Below are 23,989 nucleotides of genomic sequence, written 5' to 3' on the forward strand. Positions count from 1 at the left end.
CAATAAATATAAGCGCTGGCAGCTCACTTTTTTGTATTACTGGAACTGCGACAGAAAACGGATGTCACCGTCGAAGAACAGGCGCAGATCGTTCACGCCATAGCGCAGCATGGTGAGCCGGTCTGGCCCCATGCCGAAAGCAAAACCAATGTAGCGCTCGGGATCGAGCCCCATATTGCGCACCACGTTGGGGTGCACCTGGCCGGAGCCAGCCACTTCGAGCCAGCGGCCGGCGAGCGGCCCGTCCTGGAACTGGATGTCGATCTCGGCACTCGGTTCGGTGAACGGGAAAAAGCTGGGGCGAAAGCGCAGCACCAGGTCATCGCTCTCGAAGAAAGTACGGCAAAACGCCGTAAAGATGACCTTCAGATCTTTAAAGCTCACGTTCTCGCCGATCCACAGGCCCTCGCACTGGTGGAACATGGGCGAATGCGTGGCATCGCTGTCTACACGGTAGGTGCGGCCCGGCGCGATGACGCGGATCTCGGGCATGGGCTGGCCGGCGTCGAGCAGTGCGCGGTGGCGCTTGACATGCTGCACCGCGTGGCGGATCTGCATGGGGCTGGTGTGCGTGCGCAGCAGATGGGGCGCCTCGGGCGATCCGCCCTCGACGTAAAAAGTGTCGTGCATGGAACGCGCCGGGTGGTCTTCGGGCGTGTTCAGTGCGGTGAAGTTGAACCAGTCGGTCTCGATCTCGGGGCCCTCGGCCACGTCGAAACCCATCGAACCGAAGATACCCTCGATACGTTCGAGCGTCAGGGACACGGGGTGCAAACCACCCTGGCCCCGCTGGCGGCCCGGCAGCGTGACGTCCAGCGCCTCGGCCTTGAGCTGCGCCTGCAGCTCGGCATCTGCCAGTGCCTGGCGGCGCGCCGTGAGCGCGGCCTCAATGGCCTGCTTGGTCACATTGATGGCGGCGCCGCGGGATTTCTTCTCTTCCACGGAAAGCTGTGCCATGCCTTTCATGAGTTCGGTCACACGACCGGACTTGCCCAGAAACTGGGCTTTGGCATTTTCCAGATCAGCGGGCGTGGCGCTTTGTGCAAACAACTGCTGCGCGCTTTCGACCAGAGAGTCCAACTCGTTCATATGTGTTCTTCAAAAGAAACAAGGGCTAGTGCCTTTTCAAGCCCTAGCCCTTGTTGTTTAAGCGCTTACAGCTATCAAAACGATAGTTGCAAACCGTGAACTCAGGCAGCCAGCTTGGCCTTGACCTGTTCCACGATGCTGCCGAAGGCAGCCTTGTCGTGCACCGCGAGGTCGGCCAGCATCTTGCGGTCGATCTCGATAGATGCCTTCTTCAGGCCGTTGGCGAACTGGCTGTAGGTCAGACCCAGTTCACGCGCACCAGCGTTGATACGGGCAATCCAGAGGCGGCGGAACACGCGCTTCTTGGCACGGCGGTCACGGTAGGCATATTGCCCCGCCTTCATGACCGCCTGTTTGGCGATCCGGAAAACATTACCGCGACGACCGCGAAAACCCTTAGCGAGGGCCAGAACCTTTTTGTGACGGGCATGGGCCGTTACACCACGTTTAACGCGAGGCATGTGAGTACTCCTTGTTCGTCAGTTGATTACAGGCCAGCGGAGGGCAACATCTTTGCGATGGAGCCCATATCGCCATCATGCACGCCGACAATGCCACGCAGGTGGCGCTTGTTCTTCGTGGTCTTCTTGGTCAGGATGTGACGTTTGAAGGCTTGGCCGCGCTTGACGGTACCACCTGGACGAACGCGAAAGCGCTTTTTAGCGCTGCTCTTGGTCTTCATTTTGGGCATTTGAATGCTCCTATTTTTTGTGCTCGTGAGGCGTTTGCAAAACGATTTGCAAACTTGTTGGCCCCGAGCCACTTTTACCGGCGGGCTTTACAACCCGCCGCAGAAAGGCGCTAGCGCCCCTCCTATGCCTGGTTTCATCGTCGCCAATGAAACCAGCCCATCTTGTGAATATCCCGCAGGCAAAGACTCAATCCGCAGAATCCGCACCTGCTGCGCCATCGGCAACAGGTTTGGGCGCAGCGGCCTTCTTGCGTGCCGGTGCAATCATCATGATCATCTGGCGACCTTCAAGGCGGGGAAACTGCTCCACCAGAATGGTATCGGCCAGATCATCACGCAGGCGATTGAGCAGGGCCAAGCCCAGATCCTGGTGCGTAATCTCGCGACCGCGGAAACGCAGCGTGATCTTGCACTTGTCGCCTTCCGCCAAAAAACGGCGAATATTGCGCAACTTGATGTTGTAGTCGCCATCGTCCGTACCGGGACGGAACTTGACTTCCTTGATCTCAATGACCGTCTGCTTGGCCTTGGCTTCCGCTGCACGCTTTTGTTCAATGTATTTGAACTTGCCGTAGTCCATCAGGCGGCAGACAGGCGGATTGGCCGTAGCGGCGATTTCCACCAGATCCACATCCAGTTCACCCGCCATGCGCAGCGCCTCCATGAGGCTAACCACACCGAGAGGCTCGTTTTCCGGCCCGGAAAGACGGACTTCCGGGGCCATGATTTCACGGTTCAGGCGGTGCTTGCGCTCTTCACGGTGGCGACGATCACGAAATTCAGTAGCTATGGCTTTCACCCTTAAATCAAAACGCTACAAAAAGCGTAGCTGCTAGCGCGCAACCAGCTTACGCTGGAGCGCATTTCAACCAAAAATTAGGTCTTGGATGCAATCGCCTGGGTGATGAGTTCAATAAACGCATCGACCGGCATCACGCCGAGGTCTTTGTTGCCACGGGCGCGTACTGCGACGGCACCAGCTGTCCGCTCCTTGTCGCCAGCGACGAGGATAAAAGGCAGCTTTTGCATGGAATGCTCCCGTATTTTATACGTAATCTTTTCGTTACGCAGATCCAGCGCCACACGCAAAGGGTGTTGGGACAGTGCTTTTTCCAGTTTTTCGGCAATTTCACGACAGTAATCGCTCTGCGCATCGGTGATATTGAGCACTGCCACCTGCACTGGCGCCAGCCAGGCCGGCAAGGCACCGGCGTGCTGCTCGATCAGAATACCGATGAACCGCTCCAGACTGCCGACGATGGCACGGTGCAGCATGATGGGTCGATGGCGCGCGCCATCCTCGCCCACATACTCCGCGCCCAGTCGCTCGGGCATGTTGGGATCCACCTGGATGGTGCCGCACTGCCAGGGGCGCCCCAATGCGTCCTTGAGCGTGTATTCGATCTTGGGGCCATAGAAGGCGCCTTCACCCGGCAAGTACTCGAACGCGCAGCCGGAAGCCCGCAAGCCTTCGGCCAACGCCTGCTCGGCACGGTCCCAGCTTTCTTCGGAGCCAATGCGCTGTTCAGGCCGGGTGGACAGCTTGTAGACGATGTCCGTAAAGCCAAAATCCTTGTACACCTTCTGCAGCAAAGTGGTGAACGCCACCACCTCGCCCTGGATCTGCTCTTCGGTGCAAAAAATGTGGCCATCGTCCTGTGTGAAGGCACGCACCCGCATGATGCCGTGCAAACCGCCCGTGGGTTCATTGCGATGGCACTGGCCAAACTCACCAAAACGCAGCGGCAGATCGCGGTAGCTTTTGATGCCCTGGTTGAAGATGATGATGTGGCCCGGACAGTTCATCGGCTTGAGCGCGTAATCGCGCTTTTCGCTTTCCGTGGTGAACATGTTCTCACGGTACTTGTCCCAGTGGCCCGTCTTCTCCCACAGGCCCTTGTCCAGAATTTGTGGCCCCTTGACTTCCTGGTAGCCGTTGTCGCGGTACACACGGCGCATGTACTGCTCCACCTCCTGCCACAGCGTCCAGCCCTTGGGGTGCCAGAACACCGTACCGGGCGAATGCTCGTCGATGTGGAACAGGTCCAGTTCACGGCCCAGCTTGCGGTGGTCACGCTTCTCGGCCTCTTCCAGCATGGTCAGGTACTGCTGCAGCTCGTCCTTGGTGGCCCAGGCTGTACCGTAGATGCGCTGCAGCATTTCGTTGCGGTGGTCGCCGCGCCAATAGGCACCAGCCACCTTCATGAGCTTGAAGAACTTGAGCTTGCCCGTGCTCGGCACGTGGGGGCCGCGACACAGGTCTTCAAAAGCGCCCTCGCGGTACAGGCTCACATCTTCATTACTGGGAATGCTGGCAATAATTTCTGCCTTGTAATGCTCGCCCAGGTCCTTGAAGTACTGTACGGCTTCATCACGCGGCAGCACCCGGCGCACCACAGGCTCATCCTTGGCCGCCAGTTCAGCCATGCGCTTTTCGATCGCAGCCAAATCTTCGGGTGTGAAGGGGCGCTTGTAGGCAAAGTCGTAGAAGAAACCGTGTTCGATCACAGGGCCAATCGTGACCTGCGCCTCAGGGAACAGCTCCTTGACCGCATAGGCCAAGAGGTGGGCCGTGGAATGGCGAATGACCTCCAGCCCATCGGCGTCCTTGGCCGTCACGATCGAGAGCGGGCTGTCCTGCGCAATCAAATAGCTCGTATCGACCACCTTATCGCCAATCTTGCCGGCCAGCGCCGCCTTGGCCAGACCGGCACCAATGGAAGCGGCGACCTCGGCCACCGTGACCGGGCCGGGATACTCGCGCTGTGAGCCATCGGGGAGCGTGATGTGAATCATGGAAGTCCTTGTCAAATCTTGTGTGGGTGCAATGCAGCGCTTCTCATGCAGAAACAAAAAAGCGCGGAACATGTCCGCGCTTTTTCAGGGAGAGGGTACAAATCCTGTGCAGGCGCGAACGGCCAGCCTCAACGGCCGGTAAACATCTCCGATGTAGTTCGCGGTGTCATAACCAGCATGCCTTTCTCGCCCTTGTGCATTAGTAACTGCGGTTATTTTAGCCTGTACGGGCAATTCCGGAAATCAGGCAGCAATCAACATGCGTCGGCATCATGGCTCGTGGCCCATGGAACGGCACAGGAATCGTCGCCTCCCCCTGTCAAAACTGACGGGAATAGATGAATCCCACATACGAGCGCCCGATCACAGGCATGAGGACATATTTATCGGTGACCCATGCCCCCAAGGCAGCACCTGCCGCATGGGAACCAATATCGAGCAACTGGCTTGACCGCTTCGCGCCACGCGAGATCTGGTAGGCCGATTCAAGCACGATGGCAGAGGTGCTCAGGGCGAAGCCAATCCAAGCACGGTTCTCGGATTCGCTATAGAACCGCGTCACCGCACTGGCCAGCAACGCACCACCTGCGGCATGGCTCAATTCGCTCGTCAGGCCATCGTACGCATGGGCACTGCCCACCAACAGCCAAAGCGTCAGTATCCAAATTTTCTTCATGTCGGCCTCGCTTGCAGCACATCGCGCCTTTCCATTCTAGGACTGCAATGGAGGATCGCAATATCCCAAGCGCGTGGCCGACACCAGCAGGGCACCAAAAGCAAAACCACCGGATGCCAAGGCACCAGGTGGTTTGCTGAGTTCTACTTTGGCATCCCCATGGACGCCAAAGCATCAGATCAGTGGAACTGCTCTTCTTCGGTGGAACCAGTCAAGGCCTTCACGCTGGAAGAACCGCCCTGGATCACGGTAGTCACGTCGTCGAAGTAGCCTGCGCCCACTTCTTGCTGGTGCGACACGAAGGTGTAGCCCTTCTCACGTGCTGCGAATTCGGGCTCTTGCACCATTTCCGTGTAGTGCTTCATGCCTTCGCCGCGTGCATAGGCATGGGCGAACTGGAAGGTGTTGAACCAGTTGATGTGGATGCCAGCCAGCGTAATGAACTGGAATTTGTAACCCAGTGCCGACAGATCTTCCTGGAACGAGGCGATCTGCTTATCGTTGAGGTTCTTCTTCCAGTTGAACGAAGGCGAGCAGTTGTACGACAACAGCTTGCCAGGGCAGGCAGACAGCACGGCTTGGGCGAATTCGCGGGCGAAGCCGATGTCAGGCACGCCGGTTTCGCACCACACCAGATCGGCATAGGGGGCGTAAGCCACACCACGGCTGATGGACTGCTCCAGACCGTTTTTGACACGGTAGAAGCCTTCTTGCGTGCGCTCGCCAGTCAGGAAAGGCTTGTCATTGGCGTCGTGGTCGGACGTGATCAGGTTGGCGGCTTCTGCGTCGGTGCGTGCCAGGATGATGGTGGGCACACCCATCACGTCGGCAGCAAAACGAGCCGAAATCAGTTTCTCGCAGGCTTCCTGCGTGGGCACCAGCACCTTGCCACCCATGTGGCCACACTTCTTCACGGCAGCCAGCTGGTCTTCAAAGTGCACACCGGCAGCGCCTGCGGCGATCATGTTCTTCATCAACTCAAAGGCATTGAGCACGCCGCCAAAACCAGCTTCCGCATCGGCCACGATGGGCAGGAAGTAGTCGATGAATTCCTGGTCGCCAGGGTTGATGCCACGGCTCCACTGGATTTCGTCCGCACGCTTGAAAGTGTTGTTGATGCGGCGCACCATGGTGGGCACCGAGTCGTAAGCGTACAGGGACTGGTCGGGGTACATGGTTTCCGACGTGTTGCCGTCAGCGGCTACTTGCCAGCCCGACAGGTAGACAGCTTCCAACCCAGCCTTGGCTTGCTGCATGGCTTGGCCGGCAGAGATCGCGCCGAAAGCGTTGACGTAACCTTTCTTGGCACCACCATTGACTTTTTCCCACAGCTTCTCGGCACCGCGCTGGGCCAGGGTGTGCTGGGGCTGCAGGCTACCGCGCAGGCGCACAACGTCGGCAGCGGTGTAACCGCGCTTGACGCCCTTCCAACGGGGGTTTTGGGCCCAGTCTTTTTCCAGGGCAGCAATTTGCTGTTCGCGGCTCAGTTGTTGGGTCAGGGATTGGGGCATTTAATTACTCCGTCGGTTGATTGAAATTTATCGGTACAGCAAGTGCTGCGCATGGGTCTACTTTAAGTCTTCTATAAGACTTGCGCAATATCTTATGTCTTATAGAAGACTTAAATTTTACACATAAAATCAACAACTTAGGTAAATTATTCCGCATTATGGAATAATTTTTCTCTTAACGATAATTCACCTTGCAAGATCACCGGATGAAATTTCATATAGCAAAAACAAAAGATCACGATGCAGAATCTCCATAGACCTGTTTTTTCGCCCATCCAGATTGCCAGATCAGGGATGATGTGCGTCTATTCATCTCAGACGGTTTCGCATTGAGTCCACCTCCCAGCCGCCCTCTCGCCTATGGCTACCTGGCACTGAGCATGACTCTGGTGGGTTGCTACGTGGCGCTGTCCAAACCCCTGGCCGCCGTATTGCCCGTGTTTCTGCTGGCTTGGCTGCGGTTCGGCATCGGCGCCGTAGCCATGCTGCACTGGCTGCCCAAGCCGCCGGAAGAAGCGCCACTGGATGCACGCACCCGTTGGCTGCTGTTCGCCGAGTCGTTCCTGGGGAATTTTCTGTTCACGGTGTGCATGATTACCGGCGTCAAATGGGCGGGGGCCGTGACTGCAGGCGTCATCTTGGCGGCCATTCCAGCGGCGATTGCGGTCATGGGCTGGGTTTTTCTGAACGAACGGGTCACGCAGCGCACTGGGCTGGCAATCGCTTGTGCCATTCTTGGCATTGCACTTTTTTCACTCTCAAAACAAGAGCAGCTACCGCTTGTTGCAAAAGCGTTTGGGACCGAAAACACCCAAGGAATGATCTGGCTGGGTCAGTTGCTTTTACTGGCAGCAGTGGTGTGTGAAGCAGCGTACTCGGTGATCGGCAAGAAGCTCACGGACACGCTGGGACCCAAGCGGATTTCGTCACTCATCAATCTGTGGGGGTTTGCGCTATCCACTCCGCTGGGGTTGTACGCGGCGTGGGATTTCGACTTTGCACCCGTGCAATGGAACACCTGGGTGCTCCTGGTGTTCTATGCACTCGCAGCCTGCATCTGGACCGTCTGGTTGTGGATGACGGGCCTCAAGACCGTGCCCGCCGCGCAAGGTGGTATTTTCACGGTCTTTCTACCTGTCAGCTCCACCCTGGTGGGTGTTGTGTGGCTGGGTGAGACGCTGCACGCACTGCAGTGGCTGGCCTGCGCGATTGCCTTGGCTGGAGTGCTGTTGGCCACCCTGCCGTCCCGGCTGGCGTGGCGAATTCGATCAGTGCAATGAGGTGGCGCCGACCACGATGCCGTCGGCATCGGCGTACAACCAATCCCCAGGGCGCACCGCCACACCCTGAAGCACCACCACCACATCGCGCTGGCCTTCGTTGCGCTTTTCCGTGGGCAAAGGCATCAGCGCCAACGCACGCACACCCACTGGGGCAGCATGAAGTTCGGCCGCATCCCGCACACAGCCATCCACCACGATGCCGGCCCAGCCATTGCGTGCAGCAGCAGCGGCCAGGTTTCCGCCAACCAAGGCGCGCCGCAGCGAGCCGCCCCCATCCACCACCAGCACTCGGCCATCGCCCGGGGTATCGAGCGCTGCCTTCACGAGCGAATTGTCTTCAAAGCATTTGACGGTCGTCACCATTCCAGCAAAAGCAGCAAGCCCGCCAAAGCTGGAAAAGACGGGCGGCAAGACCCGGAATGTGCCACTGTCGTTGCCCTTATGGGCATCACACAAGTCGCAGGTACTGAAGGCGGTAAGGAGGGTCATAGAGCGTCAGAAACGTGAGGCTTCATCCATGAAATTTCAAACATATCGTTTGTGCAGCGCGGGCGACCGCCACCACGCCATGACGAAAAGGCTATGGCAGGTGGGTATTTCTTGGATTTAATTACAAGGGCTGGATTTGTGGCAGCCTGCCGGGCGCTGGTCTATGGGAAACGGGCAGCGATTCACTTCGAACGGTGACATCGCCAGCAAGGTCGTCATGGCACTTGAAACCATGGTAACGATCCAGAACACAAAGAATGCAATCGTGTAAACGCCTTCGCGCGACAGCGTGATGGGCTGACCGAACCAATGGAGATCCTGCGGATCGATGAAGGCAAAAACCAGCGCTTCGAGTACGCCCGCCATCAAAAAGGCGGGCCAGGCAATCCACATCAAGCGTTGGGTCCACATCGTGCATTTCTCCTTGTCAGATCGATCGGGTAGAGCGCTGGTCCAGTGCCATGCACATTCAACGCGGCAGGCTGTGCTGCGGAGTGGCCGCATGGTTGCGACCCTTCATGGCAGGCACCAGGTTTTTTTCAGGCGACTCCAGCGTCTGGTTGATATTGATTCCACGCTGGTAATAATCTTCCGCAATCACTGGATCGGGCGTGCGTATGGCCAGCCAGAGCGTGATGAAGCTTGCGACAACCACCACGGTGGGTCCCCCCACGACCAGCCACATATAGCCAAACTTCCACCACGGCCGTGCATCGGTTTTGCGATCAGGGTTCAACGCCATAAAGGTGCTTTCAAATAAGAGGACATACAGGCGGTTGATGCCGCAGGATCAGCGGGGCACCAGGAAAACTGCTTTCTCATCGACGCGCGCGGCTGAATCAACGGCTGCGATATTGAAATGCACGGTATGCGAGCCCGGGGCGGCCGACCCATAAGGGATCTGCAACCGCACGACCACCCAGCGCGACTCCGCGGCCGCGATCTCGAATTCGGGCTCGGAGACCACTTCCAACCCCGTCAACCCTTGGGCACTGATGCGGTAACGCTGCGTTGTCTCGGTGGCATTCATGATTTGCAAGCGGTACGTGTTCTCCAGCTTGCCCCCCGCGACGATGCGCGACAAGGACGCCCGGTCACGCACCACGTCCACCTTCAAAGGCGTGCGCACCACCAAGCTGACCAGCATGCCCACACACAAGGCAACCAGCACTGCGCTGTAGATCAAAACCCGCGGACGAATGACCCGGCGCAGTATTTCTGCTTTTCCCCAACCCTTGCTGACACCGTTTTGCGTAGAGAAGCGAATGAGCCCACTCGGGTAATGCATCTTATCCATGACAGTGTTGCAGGCATCGACACACAGGCCACAGCCAATGCATTCGTATTGCAAGCCATCGCGGATATCGATACCCGTCGGACACACCTGGACGCACAACGTGCAGTCAATGCAGTCCCCCAGACCCTTGGCCTTGTGATCTACGGTTTTGATGCGTGGCCCCCGAGGTTCGCCGCGTGCAACGTCGTAGGTCACGATGAGGGTGTCGGGGTCGAACATCGCGCTCTGAAAGCGCGCATAAGGGCACATGTACATGCACACCTGCTCACGCAGGAAGCCGGCATTGCCATAGGTGGCAAAACCGTAAAACAGCACCCAGAAAATTTGCCAGCTGCCGCTCAAAGCCAGCAGCTCCGCACCCAGCTCACGGATGGGGACGAAATAACCTACAAAGGTGAAACCAGTCCAGACTGAAATCACGATCCAAGTGAATTGCTTCAGGGACTTTTTCCAGACCTTCTCAAAGGTCCAGGGGCTGCCATCGAGGCGCAGGCGTGCACTGCGATCACCCTCGATCTTGTGCTCGATCCACATGAAAATTTCTGTGTAAACCGTTTGCGGACAGGCAAAACCGCACCACAGACGCCCCGCCACCGCTGTAAACAAAAACAGCGACAGCGCCGAGATGATCAACAAACCCGTGAGGTAGATGAAGTCCTGTGGGTACAACACCAACCCGAAAATGTAAAAGCGCCGTGCCCCCAGATCGAACAGCACCATCTGACGCTGCCCCCATTCAAGCCACGGCAGCCCATAGAAAACCAACTGCGTCAAAACCACCATGAACCAACGCCACCGGGCAAAAAACCCGCTGATGGAGCGTGGATAGATTTTTCTCTGCGCTTCGAACAAGCTTCCCACGTCACTGTCCGTGGCGATGGGGATGACCTTGCGGGGTTTTCCGCTGGGTGTATTCATGGTGCAGACTTCTCAGAACAGGGAGGCAATCACAGCGCGATGGCGCCCACCGGCGCCACCGCTGTCAAACCAGGCATTAAGCCTTATTGTGCCGCCGCACCCGCCTTATGAGAGAGCCCCCACACATAGGCGGTCAGAACGCTCAGCTGTGCGTCCGTCAGCTTACCCGCCTGGGCGGGCATTTCGTTGACCTTGCCCTTGTTGATCATCGCAGTAATGGCCTCTTCGCCCCAGCCGTGCAACCAGATGTCATCGGTCAGATTGGGGGCTCCCAAGGCCTGGTTACCCTTGCCGTCCATGCCGTGGCACGCGGCGCACGCAGCAAACTTGGGTTTGCCCAAGGAAGCGCGGAGCGAATCGTGCGGGCTACCCGACAGACTCAGCACATAGTGCGACAGGTTGCGCACGTCGTCTGCATTACCCACGGCCTCGGCCATGGGGGGCATGTTACCGACCCGCCCCTGGTGCAGGGTCTCGCTGATCTTCTCGGGTGTACCGCCGTGCAGCCAGTCCCCATCGGTGAGGTTAGGGAAGCTCTTGCTGCCACGGGCATCAGAGCCGTGGCACTGGGCGCAGTTGTTCATGAACAGACGCTCGCCAATCGCCATGGCCGAACCATCGGCCGCGATTTGCTCGGGTGTCATGGCAGCAAAACGGGCATAGAGAGGTTCGATCTCGGCACGTCCCTTGTCCATTTCCTGTTGGTACTCACCCAGCTGAGTCCAGCCCAGCTTGCCAGCAAAACTACCCAGCCCCGGGTACAAGACCAGGTAGCCCAGCGCAAAAACAGTGGTCAACACGAACATCCACATCCACCAGCGGGGCATGGGGTTGTTCATCTCGGTCAGGTCTTCGTCCCAGACATGGCCCGTGGTGTTGTCACTGGTGGATACGACCTTCTTGCGCGCCGTGATCCACAGCAGCAGCATGCAGGCAATGATGCCAATGAGGGTCAGCCCGGCCACATAAACCGACCAGAAATTACTGGTGAAGTCACTCATGGTGTGTTCTCGTTCTGGTGGAAATCAATCTTGTTCAAAAGGAAGCCGTGCTGCTTCGTCAAACCGGGCACGGTTGCTGCGCGAATAGGCCCAGATTCCGATCCCGATGAAGCAGGCAAACGACAGCAACGTAAAAACGATGCGCAACGTAGTGATGTCCATAACCCGCTCCTATTTCAGCGCGCGGCCCATGCCCTGCAGATAAGCGACCAGGGCATCCATTTCCGTCTTCCCCTTGATTTCATCCGGCGCAGCAGCAATCTGCGCGTCGGTGTACGGCACACCCACCGTGCGCAAAGCCTTCATGCGCGGAGTCACATCCGAAGGATCCAGAGTGGTCTTCTCCAGCCAGGAATAGGCGGGCATATTGGACTCGGGCACCACATCGCGGGGATTGTTCAGGTGGATGCGATGCCATTCATCGCTGTACTTTCCACCCACACGGTGCAGATCGGGGCCGGTGCGCTTGCTGCCCCACTGGAACGGATGGTCGTACACGAACTCACCCGCCGTAGAGTAATGGCCATAGCGCAGGGTTTCTGCACGGAAGGGGCGAATCATTTGCGAGTGGCAGTTGTAGCAACCTTCGCGCAGATAAATGTCGCGCCCCATCAGAGGCAGCGCTGCATAAGGCTCCACGCCCTTGACGGCCTCGGTGGTGGACTTCTGGAAGAACAGTGGAACGATTTCCACCAATCCACCGACAGCAACCACCAAGACGATCAGGACGATCATCAGGAAGTTGTTGGTTTCCACCGTCTCATGCGTGAAACCTTTGGAAGCATTGTTGTTTTGTGACATGTCGATTTACCTCGAATCTCAGGCGTGGGCAGGCTTGACTGCGGGGATGGTCACGGCCACCGAGCGACCGGAAATGGCGGTCACCCACACATTCCAGGCCATGATCAGCATGCCCGTCAGGTACAGCACGCCACCCATGACACGGATCACATAGAAGGGATAGGTCGCCTTCACACTTTCAACAAAGGTATAGGTCAAGGTGCCGTCGGTATTGACAGCGCGCCACATCAGGCCCTGCATCACACCGGCGATCCACATCGCTGCGATATACAACACGATGCCAATGGTGGCCAGCCAGAAGTGCAACTCAATCGCCTTGATGGAGTGCATTTTTTCTCGGCCAAACAGACGCGGAATCAGGTAGTACAGCGAACCCATGGTGATCAGACCCACCCAGCCCAAGGCACCCGAGTGCACGTGGCCCACGGTCCAGTCGGTGTAGTGCGAAAGTGCGTTGACAGTCTTGATGGACATCATCGGGCCTTCGAACGTGGACATGCCGTAGAACGACAGCGACACGATCAGGAAGCGCAGGATGGGGTCATCACGCAGTTTGTGCCAGGCTCCCGACAGGGTCATGATGCCGTTGATCATGCCGCCCCAGCTGGGCGCCAGAAGAATCAGCGAGAAAGCCATGCCCACGGACTGCGTCCAGTCGGGCAATGCGGTGTAGTGCAGGTGGTGCGGACCTGCCCACATGTAGGTGAAGATCAGCGCCCAGAAGTGCACGATGGACAGGCGATAGCTGTATACCGGGCGGCCTGCCTGCTTGGGGATGAAGTAATACATCATGCCCAGGAAGCCTGCGGTCAGGAAGAAACCCACGGCATTGTGGCCATACCACCACTGCACCATGGCATCCTGCACACCGGCATAGGCCGAGTAGCTCTTCATGAAGCCCGCCGGAATGGCCGCGCTATTGACCAGGTGCAAAAGTGCCACCGCCAGAATGAAGCCACCGTAGAACCAGTTGGCCACATAAATGTGCTTGACCTTGCGCATGCCAATGGTGCCGAAGAACACGATGGCATAAGAAACCCAGACCAACGTGATCAGGATGTCGATGGGCCATTCGAGTTCAGCGTATTCCTTGCCCTGGGTGTAACCCAGCGGCAGGCTGATGGCGGCAGCCAGAATGACCAGTTGCCAGCCCCAGAACGTGAACGATGCCAGAGGCCCGGCGAACAGCCGCGTCTGGCAGGTGCGCTGCACCACGTAATAGCTGGTGCCAATGAGTGCACTGCCGCCAAAGGCAAAAATAACCGCATTGGTGTGCAAGGGGCGCAACCGCCCATAGCTCAGCCATGGGATGCCGAAGTTGAGTTCAGGCCAAGCCAGCTGCGCGGCGATGAACACGCCAACCAGCATGCCCACCACCCCCCAGACCACGGCCATGATCGAAAACTGGCGCACTACCGTGTCGTTGTAGTGCGCCATTTGAGTGCTTTTTGGTGAATCCATCGGGTACCTCTTAGTTCTGTAGAAATAATAACCTTACTTACACTGTTGACATATTGACGCGCGTCAACCGTCCCGAAGAATCCGCTCGCCCTCTTGCTCGACGTTTTCGAACTGCCCGCGATAAACAGCCCACCACAGCCCCAGCAAAATCAGTAAAACCAGCGCTACTGACAAAGGAATCAGGAGATAAAGAATGTCCATAGCGTCAATCTCCACGTATCAGGCAGGTTGGGCCGCTACAGAGGCGGCCGACAGGGCAGTTGGGCTCGAACCGGCAACGCCCGGAAGAGCCGCCAGGGGCGATGTCAGGCGCGCTGCATTGAGAACGACGAGCAGCGAACTGAGCGCCATGCCCAGCCCCGCCAGCCAGGCAGGCATATAGCCCGCAATCGCCAGCGGCACGCACAATGCGTTGTACCCTGCGGCCCACCACAGGTTCTGGCGTACCACACGCAAAGTACGCCGGGCCAGGTCAATGGCCTGGGGCACGAGCGAAAGATCATCGCCCAACACCACAAAATCAGAGCGCGATTGCGCCAGAGGCACCGCGCGGCCAAAGGCGAACGATACATGCGCTCCGGCAAGCACCGGCCCGTCATTCAACCCATCGCCCACCATGGCGCTGCGGTGGCCTTGCTCTTGCAGGCGCAGCAGCGCATCGAGTTTGTCTTGGGGTGAGCAATCGCCCTGCCATCGTGCAATGCCCGCCTGCGCCGCCAGCCGCGCCACGGCAGGCGCACGGTCGCCCGAGAGCAATTGCACGCCAATGCCCGCCTCGCGCAGAGCATTCATGACAGCTGCGGCTTCGGGGCGCAAGTCTTCACTCAGGTCAAAAACAGCCAGTTGCTGCGGCACCTGACCCTCCTGCTGCCAGGCCAAAAACACTTGCTGGAGAGCTCCAGGCTCCTGCGCAGCAGCACTCCCCACGTGGCGCGCCGAACCCAACAGCAGGCGCCGTGCGGTACCCGCCCCGTCGGCGCTGTGCACCAGGGCGCTCAGCCCGGCGCCTGCCTCTTCCTGCACTTCATCGAATGACCAACGCGCAGAGTTCTCAAGCTTGCGGCGCGTGGCTTCAGCCACCAGGGCGCGCGAAACAGGGTGCAGCGAATGGCGCGCCAACGCAGCCGCCAGCACCAGTGCTTCGTCGGCGGCCAGTTCCGCCTTGCCATGCACGCCGCGCACGGCCATGCCGTCGCGGGTGAGCGTACCCGTCTTGTCAAACACCACGGTATCAATGGACGCAAGGGCTTCCAGCCCCTGCAGGTTGCGCACCAGCACGCCCTGGCGCGCCAAGGCCCCAGCAGCCGACAGCATGGCCACGGGTGTCGCCAACGACAAGGCGCAGGGGCAGGTCACAATCAGCACTGAAACCGCCACCATCAAAGCATGGCTGGGATCGGTAGGCCACCACCACAATGCGGCGGCCCCTGCTGCCAGCAGCACCAGCACCAAGAATGGGCGCGCAACCTGGTCCGCAATGCGCGCCAGGCGGGGTTTTTGCAGCGAGGCGCTTTCCATCAGGGACACGATCTGACCAAACCGCGTCTCAGCCCCGACCTGTTTCACCTGCACCAGCACTGCCGACTGCAGGTTGTAACTGCCCGCTGCCACTGTGCCACCCACGCCACGCGCCAGGGGCACGGACTCACCCGTGAGCAGCGCCTCGTCTACCCGTGTGGTGCCTTCGGTAATGCTGCCGTCGCCCGGAAAGGCCTCGCCCGGCAGCACCCGCACTACATCGCCAGGCACCAGCCTACGCACCGCCACGCGCTCAAAGCTGCCGTCAGCACCATGCCGCTCCACGCTGTCGGGCAGGCGGTTCATCACCGCTTCGAGCGCGCCCACTGTGCGGTCGCGCAGGCGCAGCTCCAGCCAGCGCCCGGTGAGCAGAAAGAAAACAAACATGGTGAGCGAATCGAAATACACCTCGCGACCAAAAACGCCATCGGGCTCAAACGTGCCCGCTGTGCTGACCACAAAAGTGATGGCCATGCCCAACGCTACTGGCAGATCCATGCTCACGCGGCGCTGGCGGATGTCACGCAGCGCATTTCCAAAAAACGGGCCACAGGAAAAAATCACCACGGGCAGCGTAATGACCCAGGATGCCCAGCGCAGCAAGTGCTCCATTTCGGCCGTCAAATCCCCGGGATCGGCGATGTAGGCAGGCCATGCGTACATCATGACCTGCATCATGCAGAACCCGGCCACCAGCCAGCGCCACAGGGCCTGGCGGTGCTCGCGCACGCGCTGCTCACGCGCCATGGCGTCCATGGCCGGCAAGGCCTGGTAACCGGCCTTGCGCACCGCGGCAAGCCACTGCGAAGGCAGCACCTGACCGGGCTGCCACACCACGCGAGCGCGCTGCGTTGCGGCGCTGACTTCAGCCTGCGCCACACCGGGGACGGCACGCAAGGCTTCTTCAATGGTCAGCGCACAGGTAGCGCAATGCATGCCCTTGACGACGACATGCGACTCCCATGCCCCGCCCTGCTGCGCCGTATCGGCGCACTGGCGGCCAAACGACGCCCACTCCTGCGGGTCGTCGAGCAGCGTTTCCGCGCCCGGTCCGACAGGCAAAAACGGCACGAACGAGACAGCCGACGCCTCTCGCGTATCCGGAGCCGTTATGGAAATCATTGACATGGCGCAAGCTTACCGTCTTTGCACCTGGAATTGATTGACTTGAATCAACTCAAAAACCGAACTTTTTACTTTAATCAAAGCATTGCCACCCAAGGAGCCCTTATGTACAAACGCATCCTGATTGCCACCGACGGCTCGGAGCTGTCTGACAAAGCCGTGGAAAGCGGCCTCTCGCTCGCCGCGCTCACGGGAGCGACCGTGATCGCGCTGAAAGTGGTTCCCCGCTACCCACGCAGCTACTTTGAAGGGGGCCTGCCCGTAGACGCCAGCGATATTCGCCGCATCGAGAAGCAATGGAGCGATGCTGCGCAAGCCATGGTCGACGCTATCAAAGACAAAGGCGAAACCCAGGGCCTGACGGTGAAGGCCATAGTGGCCAAGTCCGACCTGGTAGCCGAGGCCGTGATTGCCGCTGCCAAGAAACACAAGTGCGACCTGATCGTGATGGCCTCACATGGCCGCAAAGGTATCAAGCGCTTGCTGCTGGGCAGCGAAACGCAGCATGTGCTGACGCATTCGCACATCCCGGTGCTGGTGCTGCGTTAGAGCGACTCACAAAACTCTTCTGGGCGTTGTTGCCGCGTCTTGTCGTACTACTCAGGTTGATCTGAACGTGCTGCCTGTGGCGGCACAACCATTGCATCACTCCACAAAGCCTGCACAAACGGGCGGTTCATCAGCACCCACAAAAGAACGGGTGCGAGAGCGGTAAAAATAAAAAGGTTGAAGTGGAAACCAAATTCCACCGCCTCCACCAGCCAAGTGGGCGCCCGGGTTTGCGCAAGCACAAGGGCGCCGGAGCGATTGAAAACTTCATTGAGCCATTGCAGCGCCACGCTCACAGCCGAAACAACCAACATAGCCCCGGTCCCCAGCAACAGTTTTTGCACCAGTGCCGCAGGGCGTGAAGCAAGCAACATGGCCCACAGCATCACCAGGCCATAACCGTGGATTCGATACTCCACCACCGGCGCCAGCTTGCCCGATCGGCCCTGCCCTTGTTCGGCAATGAACTGCAGGCTGGTCAACAGCGTCGCCTGGGTTCCTGTGGGCTGGTAAATCACCACCCAATGGAACAAGTTGGATAAAGCCTCGCCCGCCATGTAAAACACTGGCACGGCCAGCCAAGGCGCAAGAAAAAAATACCACACCGGCATCAGGCACAGCAGCCCGGCCAGCGACAGCAACAGGAACAGCGGCAAAGAATTAGATCGCATGGGCAGTGCGGGAGATCTCAGCCCGGGCCGCTTGCCGGCCCACCCAGCGCATCCATAGCAACCAGACCACCAGCACATCGAGCATGATCAAAGCCTGCCACAAATAGAGGTGGGCAAACTCGAACCACTGCATATTCCAGCGCCCCAGGTAATACAGGCTGATGATGCGCAGCAGGTTGGCCACCTGTATGGCACCAAAGCCTATGGCAAAGCCCCAGGCCTTTTGAGTCCAGGTGGCGGGGAAGGCCAAAACGCCCGCAATCAGCACGATCGCCGCCTCGATGCCATTGCACCCCGCTTCGATGGACACAGCAAAACCCGTCGATGGGCTGTAAAGCAGCCGCCCGGAATGCATCACATCCGGGTCGAAAGGGGTCATGCACAAGAAGCTGAGGACGGCAAGCCAGTCCGACCAGGGGGCAATCACCGTGCGCTGCACGCTCTCGAGCATGTCGATGCGAAACAGGACCAGCAGGGAGACACCAAAAATACTAAAAAAACGCAACATGAGTCCACAAGTTTAAGCGCAGCATCACCCGTGCCCGCACTGGCCGGCAGGATCAAGAGTGGATCACAAAACCCAGCAAAGCGGTTCTGTTCTGGCGAGGCGCTGCGCCGCAGGCAGTACAACCAGACGCGGCAACAACGCCAGAAGAGTTTTATGAGTCGCTCTCAAAGACAGTGAAACGAATCGAACGGCCATCACCACCTGCGCAGCACCCCCAGCGCGGCAATACCCATCAGGCCCGAGAGCAGCAGCATAGCCCATTCACCCAGGGTCGGAATGGCCTGCGCCGACGCAAACTGCGCTGTGACACTGGTGGCCGAAGTCACCGCAGCCAGGGTGCACGACGGGGTATTGCCGCTGCATTGGCCGCCCCAAGCCGTCAAGCGGTAACCTGTGTTGGGCGTGGCGGTGCAGGTGGCGCTGGCGCCATGCGGCACGGGGTTGGGGCTGCACACCACGCTGCCACCGGCGCTGGCAGAAATGTTGATGGGGTAACTGGTCGGGGGCACGACACCAAAGCTCGCGTTAACCGTGCAGTTGGCCGTAACGGCCCCAGTGGTGTAGGGTACCGCCTGGTGCTGTCGGCAGCGGCCTCCATTGCGCTCCAGAGCCGCCAGCGACGGGGCATTTCGTCCGCTGATGCATTCGCACATTCGGGTGCTAGCGCTACGTTGATTTCGGGAATTTTTGACCTCTATCGCTTATTCATCAAACGATAATAGCTACCACTTTAATAGCATTCATGCCCTTTATGTATACAGGGCGTGTGCATTTTTTCAGGCAAACAGCCCCTGGTACTGCGCGCGCAGCAGGTTCTTTTGCACCTTGCCCATGGTGTTGCGGGGCAGTTCCGCAGCGACAAAGCAGCGCTTGGGAACCTTGAAGTTGGCCAGCTGGGACTTGAGCTGCGCAAGGATCACCTCGCCGTCCAGCGCGGCACTCGGCCTGGCAATGACCACCGCCACGCCCACCTCACCGAAATCAGGGTGCGGCACACCGACCAGGGCGCTTTCCATCACGCCGGGCAGCTCGTTGATGGTGGCCTCTACCTCGGCCGGGTAGACGTTGTAGCCGCCGCTGATGATGAGGTCCTTGCTGCGGCCGACGATGCGCACGTAGCCGCGCCCGTCCACCACGCCCACGTCACCGGTCTTGAACCAGCCGTCAGGGGTGAATTCCTCGGCCGTTTTCTCGGGCATGCGCCAGTAGCCCTTGAACACGTTGGCGCCGCGCACCTGGATGTTTCCGGTCTCGCCCCCGGGCAATGCCTGGCCGTCGTCGCCCACCACGCGCAGGCCCACGCCGGGCAGCGGGAAGCCCACGGTGCCGCCGCGCCGCTCGTCCTGGCCGCCATGGCGCGCATCGGCTTGGTAAGGATTGGAGGTGAGCATGATGGTCTCGCTCATGCCATAGCGCTCCAGGATGGTGTGGCCGGTGCGCTCCTGCCAGTCGCGGAAGGTCTCGATGAGCAGCGGCGCCGAGCCCGAGATGAACAGGCGCATGTGGCTGGCCGCTTCGCGCGTGAGCGCGCCCTCGCCCAGCATGCGCACGTACAGCGTGGGCACGCCCATGAACACGGTGGCGCGCGGCAGCGCGGCGATCACGGCCTGGGGGTCGAACTTCGCCAGCCAGATCATCTTGCTGCCGCCCAGCAGCGCCGCGTGGATGGCCACGAACAGCCCGTGCACATGGAAGATGGGCAGCGCGTGGATCAGCACGTCGTCGCGGCGCCAGCCCCAGTAGTCATTCAGCATCGCCGCGTTGGACAGCAGGTTGCCGTGCGTCAGCATCGCCCCCTTGCTCCGGCCCGTGGTGCCGCTGGTGTAGAGGATGGCGGCCACATCGTCCGCGCCCTGGCGCGCCACCTCGTGCGTGTCGGCATGGTGCACGGCGCGCTCCAGCAGGCTGCCGTCGCGGTTCTCGCCCAGCGTGAACACATGGCGCGTGCCGGCCGTGAAGGCGATCTTCGACACCCAGCCAAAGTTGCCCGGCGTGCACACCACCACCGCAGGCTCGGCGTTGCCGATGAAGTATTCGATCTCCGCGCTCTGGTACGCCGTGTTGAGCGGCAAAAAGACATAGCCCGCACGCAGCGTGGCCAGGTACAGCAGCAAGGCCTCGACCGATTTTTCCACCTGCACGGCGACGCGGCTGCCATCGGGCAGACCCAGCGAGCCCAGCAAATTGGCCATGCGCGCACTGGCGCGGTCGATGTCGCCCCAGGTGTAGTACAGCGGCGTGCCATCGGGCGCGGTGGTTTCGATGGCCGTGGCGTCCAGGTCGGCGGGAAAGGCCGCGCGCAGGGCGGCGAAGAGGCTTTCGTTGGGGGGCATTGTGGTCATGGCGGGGTCAAAACACAGGCGGGCGTTTGGCAAGGAAGGCGGTGATGCCCTCACGGTGTTCGGCACTGGGCGCGTAGGCGTATGGGTCCGCAGCGCCATGTGCTTCATTTTCGATAGCTGTTGGCGCTTGACCATCAAGCGCTGGAGGCATTCTTAATGCCCGAAGCGTCTGCTTGTTCAGGCGGGCGGCCTGCGGTGCCAGCGCGGCCACGCGCAGGGCGGTGCCCAGGGCCTCGGCGCCGAGCCGCTCGTCGGGCACCACGCGGCTCAGGAATCCACGCGCCAGCATCTCGGGCGCCGTAAAGGTGGCGGCTTCCAGCAGCATCTGGCGCGCAGTCAGCTCCCCCACGGCGCCCGCCACGAGCTGTGCCTCGCGCGGGGCCATCGGAAAACCCAGGCGCGCAATGGGTGCGCCAAAGCGCGAACCTGCTCCGGCAATGCGGATATCGCAGCAACTGGCGATCTCCACGCCTGCGCCCATGCAGGCGCCATCGATGCGCGCCACGATGGGCACGTCGCAGTCGAGCATGGCCTGCAGAGCGCCCCAGACATCGTTCTCATGAAAGTCTCGCAACGCCGCTGGGTCGAAGCGAAAGGCTGGGTATTCCGAAATGTCTCCGCCTGCGCAGAAAGCGCCGCCCGCCCCTTCGATGAGCACGCAGCGCGCCCTGGCATCCTGCTGGATGCCCAGAAAAACACTGCGCAACTGGCGCCACATGGCCCGCGACATGGCGTTGAGCCGCCCGCTGTTGCGCACGGTGACCAGCACTACACCGGCATCGCCGGCCTCTCCAGCGGCCCGCGCCGCCGCCACTTCTGCGGTTGTTTCCATGGATTCCTTCACTCCCCCACCCCCCTGCGCCCGTTCAGCGCAAGGCGCTCAGACTTTCGATCTCGCGCGATGCGGCCACCTTGCCCTCGGCCAGCAGGCTGCGGTGCTTGTCGATGCGCTTGAGGTCGTACAAATAGTTCACCATCAGTCCGTACGACTGCTTGTGGCCCTTGGCTGACGGGTCTCCCGCCCAATTGAGGCGCTCCACCCGTGCACCATTGCCCAGGTGGAAGCGCGCCACAGGGTCTACGGGCTTGCCATCCACCAACTCGCGGGCCAGGTAGTGCGCAGCACACTGCAGCAGCAACTGGCGCACGGGCGAGCGTTCATCCAGCGCCTGCGCCTTGTCCACAGCGTCCAGCAGGTGTGCAGCCTGTGCGGACTCGAAGCCCACTGCGCGGCCCAGCTCAGCGCGACGCCGCTCGTCCAGGCGCTCGAGCATGGCGCCTGCATTTTTGCCCAACCACGCACGGAAACCCGGAATCGGCGACAGCGTGGCAAAGGTGCGCAAGCGCGGAAACTCCTGCTGCAGCGTCTCCACGACATGCTTGATGAGCGAGTCACCAAAGCTCACGCCGCGCAAGCCGGTTTGCGTGTTGCTGATGGAATAAAAAATCGCCGTGGTGGATTTGCCGATATCCATGTGCGCGGCTGTCTCGTCGAGCAGCGGCGTGATGCTGCCGGAGATATGGTCCACCAGGGCCACTTCGACAAAAATCAAAGGCTCGTTAGGCAGGCGCGGGTGGAAAAATCCATAGCAGCGGCGGTCGCTGTCGAGGCGGTTCTTCAAATCGGCCCAGCTGCGGATGTCGTGCACGGCCTCGTACTGGATGAGTTTTTCGAGCAGCGAGGCTGGCGAATCCCAGGATAGGCGCCGCAACTCCAGGAAGGCCACGTCAAACCAGGTAGAGAACAGGTGCTCCAGCTCGGCATCGAGCGCCAGCAGGCGCTTGTCGCCTTTCAAGGCGCGCAGCAGTTCGGCACGCAAGTCCACCAAAAACCGCATGCCTTGCGGAAACACCGCAAAACGCTGCAGCAGGCGCGTGCGGGGCGAAACCATCGCGCGGCGCAGGCCGATTTCGGCCTGGCCCTGCTCTTCCGTGCCCGCTGCCGCCTCGTAACGTACACGGGCGGATTTGAAGCGCGTGGCGTCGGGCGCAAACTGCTCGCTCATCAGCAGCCACATGTCGCGCCGCTCGCCCGGTTCGGCCTGCGCGTACCAGGCGGCCACCGCCTGGGCGCGGGTCCCCCCTTCCATCTCGCTGACCCGGGGCGCCACCACCTCCTGCAGGTCGGCCAGCAGGCGGCGCAGGGCACGCGGCGCGAGTGCCTCGGTGCCACGGCGCAGCGTGGCCTGCAGGCGCTCATGGGTACTGCGCTCGGCCGCGGGTTTTGCGGCTACGGAGGCCGGGGCTGCATCGGCTGCGGGTCGGGCACCGCGCAGGCGCGAAACATTGCGGGTGATCCATTCGGGTGCGGTGGTCATGGGCTCCATCGAAAAAGACTGCGACTCCCCCGATTGTGTATCACCGCCATTGCGACAACACCAAAGCAAAAGCGCCGACCTGATCCGCAGATCCGTCGGCGCTTTCAGCAACAGTCCAAGTTATTCCAGTGGAGGCAGCCCCAGGTTCTGGCGCACGTTGCTGTTGATGATGCGCAACTCGGCCAGGCTGCTTTCAATGTGGGTGAGCTTTTGCTCCAGCTCGGCAATGGCGCCATCGGTGCGGGCAAGCACATAGCGCAGCTGCTGCTCGCGACCTTCGCCCGCCTGGCCATACATGTCCAGGTACTGCTTGATCTCGGCGAGCGACGAGCCAATGACCTTGGCGCGCAGGATCAGCGCCAGCCGCGCGCGGTCGCGCCGACTGTAAACACGGGTGCCATTGATGCGGCGCGGGCTGAGCAAGCCCTTGTCTTCGTAAAAGCGCAGGGTGCGCGGCGTCACATCAAAGGCATTGCACAACTCGGTGACGCCGAACAGCTCGGAGTCCTTGTCGTCCGAAAAATGATCGGCCAGCACCTGGCGCGCCGCCTCCGTGGCGGCGGCCTGCCGGTCGGCAGAGCCGGGGGTGCGGCCAGCCACCATGGTCAGACCACCCGCTGCAGCTTCATGGCGAGGCTCATGTCGCCGCTGACCTTGAACTTGCCACCCATGAAGCCGGTCACCGGATCGAGCTTGCCGGTGAGCAGGTTGTTCAGGTTTTCCAGCGTGATGGCCACGGTGCAGTCGGCATCACGGTCATTGTTGTCCACGGTATTGGGCGCCGCCGCACCGTCGATGACGATCTGGCCGTCAGCGCCGCAATCGAACTTGAGCACGGCGTTCAAACCGCTGTCGTCGCCCACTTTGGCGCGGATGGCGTCGGTGCATTCCTGGATGTTCATGGTGTTCCTTGTGAAGATGGGGTAAACAAGGTCAGCATCATAA

27 protein-coding genes are annotated in these 23,989 nt (G+C 60.2%); 2 read left to right on the forward strand and 25 right to left on the reverse strand.

What is annotated here, in order from left to right:
- Positions 1-36 precede the first annotated feature (36 nt).
- The 7 genes from pheS to aceA all read right to left on the reverse strand — a co-directional run bounded on the left by pheS (position 37) and on the right by aceA (position 6,763).
- Complete coding sequence (gene pheS, locus ACYVOC_RS17045) at positions 37-1,089, reverse strand: phenylalanine--tRNA ligase subunit alpha (protein WP_461162564.1); 1,053 nt, start codon at positions 1,087-1,089, stop codon at positions 37-39.
- A gap of 101 nt (positions 1,090-1,190) precedes the next feature.
- On the reverse strand, positions 1,191-1,550 hold the full coding sequence (gene rplT / locus ACYVOC_RS17050; protein WP_106447603.1) for a 50S ribosomal protein L20: 360 nt from the start codon (positions 1,548-1,550) through the stop codon (positions 1,191-1,193).
- A 26-nt stretch (positions 1,551-1,576) separates the two neighbouring features.
- Positions 1,577-1,780 carry a 50S ribosomal protein L35 gene (gene rpmI, locus ACYVOC_RS17055; protein ID WP_116003285.1) on the reverse strand — a complete coding sequence of 68 codons (204 nt, stop codon included), beginning with the start codon at positions 1,778-1,780 and terminating at the stop codon, positions 1,577-1,579.
- Between the two features lie 187 nt (positions 1,781-1,967).
- On the reverse strand, positions 1,968-2,579 hold the full coding sequence (infC, locus tag ACYVOC_RS17060) for a translation initiation factor IF-3 (protein ID WP_116003284.1): 612 nt from the start codon (positions 2,577-2,579) through the stop codon (positions 1,968-1,970).
- Positions 2,580-2,656: 77 nt separating this feature from the next.
- Positions 2,657-4,576: a threonine--tRNA ligase gene (thrS, locus tag ACYVOC_RS17065; protein WP_461162565.1), complete on the reverse strand. Its 1,920-nt coding sequence runs from the start codon at positions 4,574-4,576 to the stop codon at positions 2,657-2,659.
- A gap of 319 nt (positions 4,577-4,895) precedes the next feature.
- Positions 4,896-5,252, reverse strand: a complete 357-nt coding sequence (locus ACYVOC_RS17070) for a hypothetical protein (RefSeq protein WP_461162566.1) — start codon at positions 5,250-5,252, stop codon at positions 4,896-4,898.
- Positions 5,253-5,431: 179 nt separating this feature from the next.
- A complete protein-coding gene (gene aceA / locus ACYVOC_RS17075; RefSeq protein ID WP_116003282.1) occupies positions 5,432-6,763 on the reverse strand; it encodes an isocitrate lyase in 1,332 nt (443 codons plus the stop codon).
- A gap of 329 nt (positions 6,764-7,092) precedes the next feature.
- On the opposite strand from aceA, the gene ACYVOC_RS17080 reads away from it, so the two are divergent.
- The gene (locus tag ACYVOC_RS17080) at positions 7,093-8,043 is read left to right on the forward strand and encodes a DMT family transporter (RefSeq protein ID WP_461162567.1); all 951 of its coding nucleotides are present in this window, start codon (positions 7,093-7,095) and stop codon (positions 8,041-8,043) included.
- On the opposite strand, the gene rraA is transcribed toward ACYVOC_RS17080, so the two are convergent.
- From rraA to ACYVOC_RS17130, 10 genes are all read right to left on the reverse strand, one after another.
- Entirely contained in the window at positions 8,032-8,535 is a 504-nt protein-coding gene (rraA, locus tag ACYVOC_RS17085; protein ID WP_461162568.1) for a ribonuclease E activity regulator RraA, read from the reverse strand. The two genes, ACYVOC_RS17080 and rraA, sit on opposite strands and share 12 nt — an antisense overlap.
- A gap of 117 nt (positions 8,536-8,652) precedes the next feature.
- Complete coding sequence (locus tag ACYVOC_RS17090; RefSeq protein WP_116003279.1) at positions 8,653-8,946, reverse strand: hypothetical protein; 294 nt, start codon at positions 8,944-8,946, stop codon at positions 8,653-8,655.
- A 58-nt stretch (positions 8,947-9,004) separates the two neighbouring features.
- On the reverse strand, positions 9,005-9,277 hold the full coding sequence (locus ACYVOC_RS17095; RefSeq protein WP_116003278.1) for a FixH family protein: 273 nt from the start codon (positions 9,275-9,277) through the stop codon (positions 9,005-9,007).
- Positions 9,278-9,325: 48 nt separating this feature from the next.
- Positions 9,326-10,750 carry a cytochrome c oxidase accessory protein CcoG gene (gene ccoG, locus ACYVOC_RS17100; RefSeq protein ID WP_116003277.1) on the reverse strand — a complete coding sequence of 475 codons (1,425 nt, stop codon included), beginning with the start codon at positions 10,748-10,750 and terminating at the stop codon, positions 9,326-9,328.
- 83 nt (positions 10,751-10,833) lie between these two features.
- Positions 10,834-11,751, reverse strand: coding sequence for a cytochrome-c oxidase, cbb3-type subunit III (gene ccoP / locus ACYVOC_RS17105; protein WP_461162569.1), 918 nt, complete (start codon positions 11,749-11,751; stop codon positions 10,834-10,836).
- Between the two features lie 24 nt (positions 11,752-11,775).
- Positions 11,776-11,913 (reverse strand): cbb3-type cytochrome oxidase subunit 3, encoded by a 138-nt coding sequence (locus tag ACYVOC_RS17110; protein WP_116003275.1) that lies wholly within the window; start codon positions 11,911-11,913, stop codon positions 11,776-11,778.
- A gap of 9 nt (positions 11,914-11,922) precedes the next feature.
- A complete protein-coding gene (ccoO, locus tag ACYVOC_RS17115; RefSeq protein WP_116003274.1) occupies positions 11,923-12,552 on the reverse strand; it encodes a cytochrome-c oxidase, cbb3-type subunit II in 630 nt (209 codons plus the stop codon).
- 18 nt (positions 12,553-12,570) lie between these two features.
- On the reverse strand, positions 12,571-14,013 hold the full coding sequence (gene ccoN / locus ACYVOC_RS17120; protein WP_116003273.1) for a cytochrome-c oxidase, cbb3-type subunit I: 1,443 nt from the start codon (positions 14,011-14,013) through the stop codon (positions 12,571-12,573).
- 63 nt (positions 14,014-14,076) lie between these two features.
- Positions 14,077-14,214: a cbb3-type cytochrome oxidase assembly protein CcoS gene (gene ccoS, locus ACYVOC_RS17125; RefSeq protein ID WP_116003272.1), complete on the reverse strand. Its 138-nt coding sequence runs from the start codon at positions 14,212-14,214 to the stop codon at positions 14,077-14,079.
- An 18-nt stretch (positions 14,215-14,232) separates the two neighbouring features.
- Positions 14,233-16,653 (reverse strand): heavy metal translocating P-type ATPase, encoded by a 2,421-nt coding sequence (locus tag ACYVOC_RS17130; protein ID WP_461162599.1) that lies wholly within the window; start codon positions 16,651-16,653, stop codon positions 14,233-14,235.
- Between the two features lie 108 nt (positions 16,654-16,761).
- On the opposite strand from ACYVOC_RS17130, the gene ACYVOC_RS17135 reads away from it, so the two are divergent.
- Positions 16,762-17,205 (forward strand): universal stress protein, encoded by a 444-nt coding sequence (locus tag ACYVOC_RS17135; protein ID WP_116003270.1) that lies wholly within the window; start codon positions 16,762-16,764, stop codon positions 17,203-17,205.
- Positions 17,206-17,252: 47 nt separating this feature from the next.
- On the opposite strand, the gene ACYVOC_RS17140 is transcribed toward ACYVOC_RS17135, so the two are convergent.
- The 8 genes from ACYVOC_RS17140 to ACYVOC_RS17175 all read right to left on the reverse strand — a co-directional run bounded on the left by ACYVOC_RS17140 (position 17,253) and on the right by ACYVOC_RS17175 (position 23,946).
- Positions 17,253-17,876 (reverse strand): exosortase H-associated membrane protein, encoded by a 624-nt coding sequence (locus tag ACYVOC_RS17140; protein ID WP_461162570.1) that lies wholly within the window; start codon positions 17,874-17,876, stop codon positions 17,253-17,255.
- Positions 17,866-18,384: an exosortase H gene (xrtH, locus tag ACYVOC_RS17145; RefSeq protein ID WP_116003268.1), complete on the reverse strand. Its 519-nt coding sequence runs from the start codon at positions 18,382-18,384 to the stop codon at positions 17,866-17,868. The genes ACYVOC_RS17140 and xrtH overlap by 11 nt, the downstream gene beginning before the upstream one ends.
- A 194-nt stretch (positions 18,385-18,578) precedes the next feature.
- The gene (locus ACYVOC_RS17150; protein WP_461162571.1) at positions 18,579-19,037 is read right to left on the reverse strand and encodes an IPTL-CTERM sorting domain-containing protein; all 459 of its coding nucleotides are present in this window, start codon (positions 19,035-19,037) and stop codon (positions 18,579-18,581) included.
- A 123-nt stretch (positions 19,038-19,160) separates the two neighbouring features.
- Positions 19,161-20,717: a malonate--CoA ligase gene (locus tag ACYVOC_RS17155; RefSeq protein ID WP_461162600.1), complete on the reverse strand. Its 1,557-nt coding sequence runs from the start codon at positions 20,715-20,717 to the stop codon at positions 19,161-19,163.
- 16 nt (positions 20,718-20,733) lie between these two features.
- On the reverse strand, positions 20,734-21,558 hold the full coding sequence (locus ACYVOC_RS17160) for an enoyl-CoA hydratase/isomerase family protein (protein WP_461162572.1): 825 nt from the start codon (positions 21,556-21,558) through the stop codon (positions 20,734-20,736).
- A gap of 34 nt (positions 21,559-21,592) precedes the next feature.
- Positions 21,593-23,044 (reverse strand): malonyl-CoA decarboxylase, encoded by a 1,452-nt coding sequence (locus tag ACYVOC_RS17165; RefSeq protein ID WP_461162573.1) that lies wholly within the window; start codon positions 23,042-23,044, stop codon positions 21,593-21,595.
- Between the two features lie 120 nt (positions 23,045-23,164).
- Positions 23,165-23,647: a MerR family transcriptional regulator gene (locus ACYVOC_RS17170; RefSeq protein WP_116003265.1), complete on the reverse strand. Its 483-nt coding sequence runs from the start codon at positions 23,645-23,647 to the stop codon at positions 23,165-23,167.
- A 2-nt stretch (positions 23,648-23,649) separates the two neighbouring features.
- Positions 23,650-23,946 (reverse strand): SCP2 sterol-binding domain-containing protein, encoded by a 297-nt coding sequence (locus ACYVOC_RS17175; RefSeq protein ID WP_116003264.1) that lies wholly within the window; start codon positions 23,944-23,946, stop codon positions 23,650-23,652.
- Between the last annotated feature and the right edge of the window lie 43 nt (positions 23,947-23,989).

This window comes from Simplicispira piscis, from assembly GCF_054783455.1.

Excerpts from the sequence above, each read along its gene's own strand:
- rplT (WP_106447603.1), bottom strand. The coding sequence starts at position 1,550 with ATGCCTCGCGTTAAACGTGGTGTAACGGCCCATGCCCGTCACAAAAAG.
- ACYVOC_RS17155 (WP_461162600.1), bottom strand. The coding sequence starts at position 20,717 with ATGCCCCCCAACGAAAGCCTCTTCGCCGCCCTGCGCGCGGCCTTTCCC.
- ACYVOC_RS17165 (WP_461162573.1), bottom strand. The coding sequence starts at position 23,044 with ATGACCACCGCACCCGAATGGATCACCCGCAATGTTTCGCGCCTGCGC.
- ACYVOC_RS17140 (WP_461162570.1), bottom strand. The coding sequence starts at position 17,876 with ATGCGATCTAATTCTTTGCCGCTGTTCCTGTTGCTGTCGCTGGCCGGG.
- ACYVOC_RS17135 (WP_116003270.1), top strand. The coding sequence starts at position 16,762 with ATGTACAAACGCATCCTGATTGCCACCGACGGCTCGGAGCTGTCTGAC.
- ACYVOC_RS17130 (WP_461162599.1), bottom strand. The coding sequence starts at position 16,653 with ATGATTTCCATAACGGCTCCGGATACGCGAGAGGCGTCGGCTGTCTCG.
- ACYVOC_RS17090 (WP_116003279.1), bottom strand. The coding sequence starts at position 8,946 with ATGTGGACCCAACGCTTGATGTGGATTGCCTGGCCCGCCTTTTTGATG.
- xrtH (WP_116003268.1), bottom strand. The coding sequence starts at position 18,384 with ATGTTGCGTTTTTTTAGTATTTTTGGTGTCTCCCTGCTGGTCCTGTTT.
- ACYVOC_RS17095 (WP_116003278.1), bottom strand. The coding sequence starts at position 9,277 with ATGGCGTTGAACCCTGATCGCAAAACCGATGCACGGCCGTGGTGGAAG.
- ACYVOC_RS17150 (WP_461162571.1), bottom strand. The coding sequence starts at position 19,037 with ATGTGCGAATGCATCAGCGGACGAAATGCCCCGTCGCTGGCGGCTCTG.
- ccoO (WP_116003274.1), bottom strand. The coding sequence starts at position 12,552 with ATGTCACAAAACAACAATGCTTCCAAAGGTTTCACGCATGAGACGGTG.
- rpmI (WP_116003285.1), bottom strand. The coding sequence starts at position 1,780 with ATGCCCAAAATGAAGACCAAGAGCAGCGCTAAAAAGCGCTTTCGCGTT.
- ccoN (WP_116003273.1), bottom strand. The coding sequence starts at position 14,013 with ATGGATTCACCAAAAAGCACTCAAATGGCGCACTACAACGACACGGTA.
- rraA (WP_461162568.1), bottom strand. The coding sequence starts at position 8,535 with ATGACCCTCCTTACCGCCTTCAGTACCTGCGACTTGTGTGATGCCCAT.
- pheS (WP_461162564.1), bottom strand. The coding sequence starts at position 1,089 with ATGAACGAGTTGGACTCTCTGGTCGAAAGCGCGCAGCAGTTGTTTGCA.
- ccoS (WP_116003272.1), bottom strand. The coding sequence starts at position 14,214 with ATGGACATTCTTTATCTCCTGATTCCTTTGTCAGTAGCGCTGGTTTTA.
- ACYVOC_RS17160 (WP_461162572.1), bottom strand. The coding sequence starts at position 21,558 with ATGGAAACAACCGCAGAAGTGGCGGCGGCGCGGGCCGCTGGAGAGGCC.
- ACYVOC_RS17110 (WP_116003275.1), bottom strand. The coding sequence starts at position 11,913 with ATGGACATCACTACGTTGCGCATCGTTTTTACGTTGCTGTCGTTTGCC.
- ccoG (WP_116003277.1), bottom strand. The coding sequence starts at position 10,750 with ATGAATACACCCAGCGGAAAACCCCGCAAGGTCATCCCCATCGCCACG.
- aceA (WP_116003282.1), bottom strand. The coding sequence starts at position 6,763 with ATGCCCCAATCCCTGACCCAACAACTGAGCCGCGAACAGCAAATTGCT.
- ACYVOC_RS17070 (WP_461162566.1), bottom strand. The coding sequence starts at position 5,252 with ATGAAGAAAATTTGGATACTGACGCTTTGGCTGTTGGTGGGCAGTGCC.
- ccoP (WP_461162569.1), bottom strand. The coding sequence starts at position 11,751 with ATGAGTGACTTCACCAGTAATTTCTGGTCGGTTTATGTGGCCGGGCTG.
- thrS (WP_461162565.1), bottom strand. The coding sequence starts at position 4,576 with ATGATTCACATCACGCTCCCCGATGGCTCACAGCGCGAGTATCCCGGC.
- ACYVOC_RS17175 (WP_116003264.1), bottom strand. The coding sequence starts at position 23,946 with ATGAACATCCAGGAATGCACCGACGCCATCCGCGCCAAAGTGGGCGAC.
- ACYVOC_RS17170 (WP_116003265.1), bottom strand. The coding sequence starts at position 23,647 with ATGGTGGCTGGCCGCACCCCCGGCTCTGCCGACCGGCAGGCCGCCGCC.